The 272-nt window shown below is 64.0% G+C and carries 1 pseudogene; it reads right to left on the reverse strand.

Features of this window, described 5'->3' with window-relative positions:
- Window positions 1-272 (reverse strand): annotated as a pseudogene (locus DIE16_RS37405) (hypothetical protein); the annotation flags it as partial.

A 272-nucleotide genomic window follows, 5' to 3' on the forward strand; every position in this document is an offset into this window, starting at 1 on the left:
CCGACGATGTTGCCCTGGCTGTGACACACGACGGTAATCGGCACGTCGGCCTGCATGCGGCGGATCGACTCGATCAGTCTGGCCAGTCGCAGCGCCGCGAGCACGCCATACGCACGCGGCGGCGCGCGATACAGCGGGCGGTTGGTCGGATTGATGCCTTGCACGGTCATCCAGCCCATCGTTCGATCGTCCAGACCGCCGTGCCAAAGATCGGGCAGACTTGAACAGCCGTTCGTGAACGGGCCGCCGCCCCAATAATCCTTCTCGTTCAA

It is taken from the genome of Burkholderia sp. Bp9090, from assembly GCF_003857985.1.
Classification (GTDB): Bacteria; Pseudomonadota; Gammaproteobacteria; order Burkholderiales; family Burkholderiaceae; genus Burkholderia.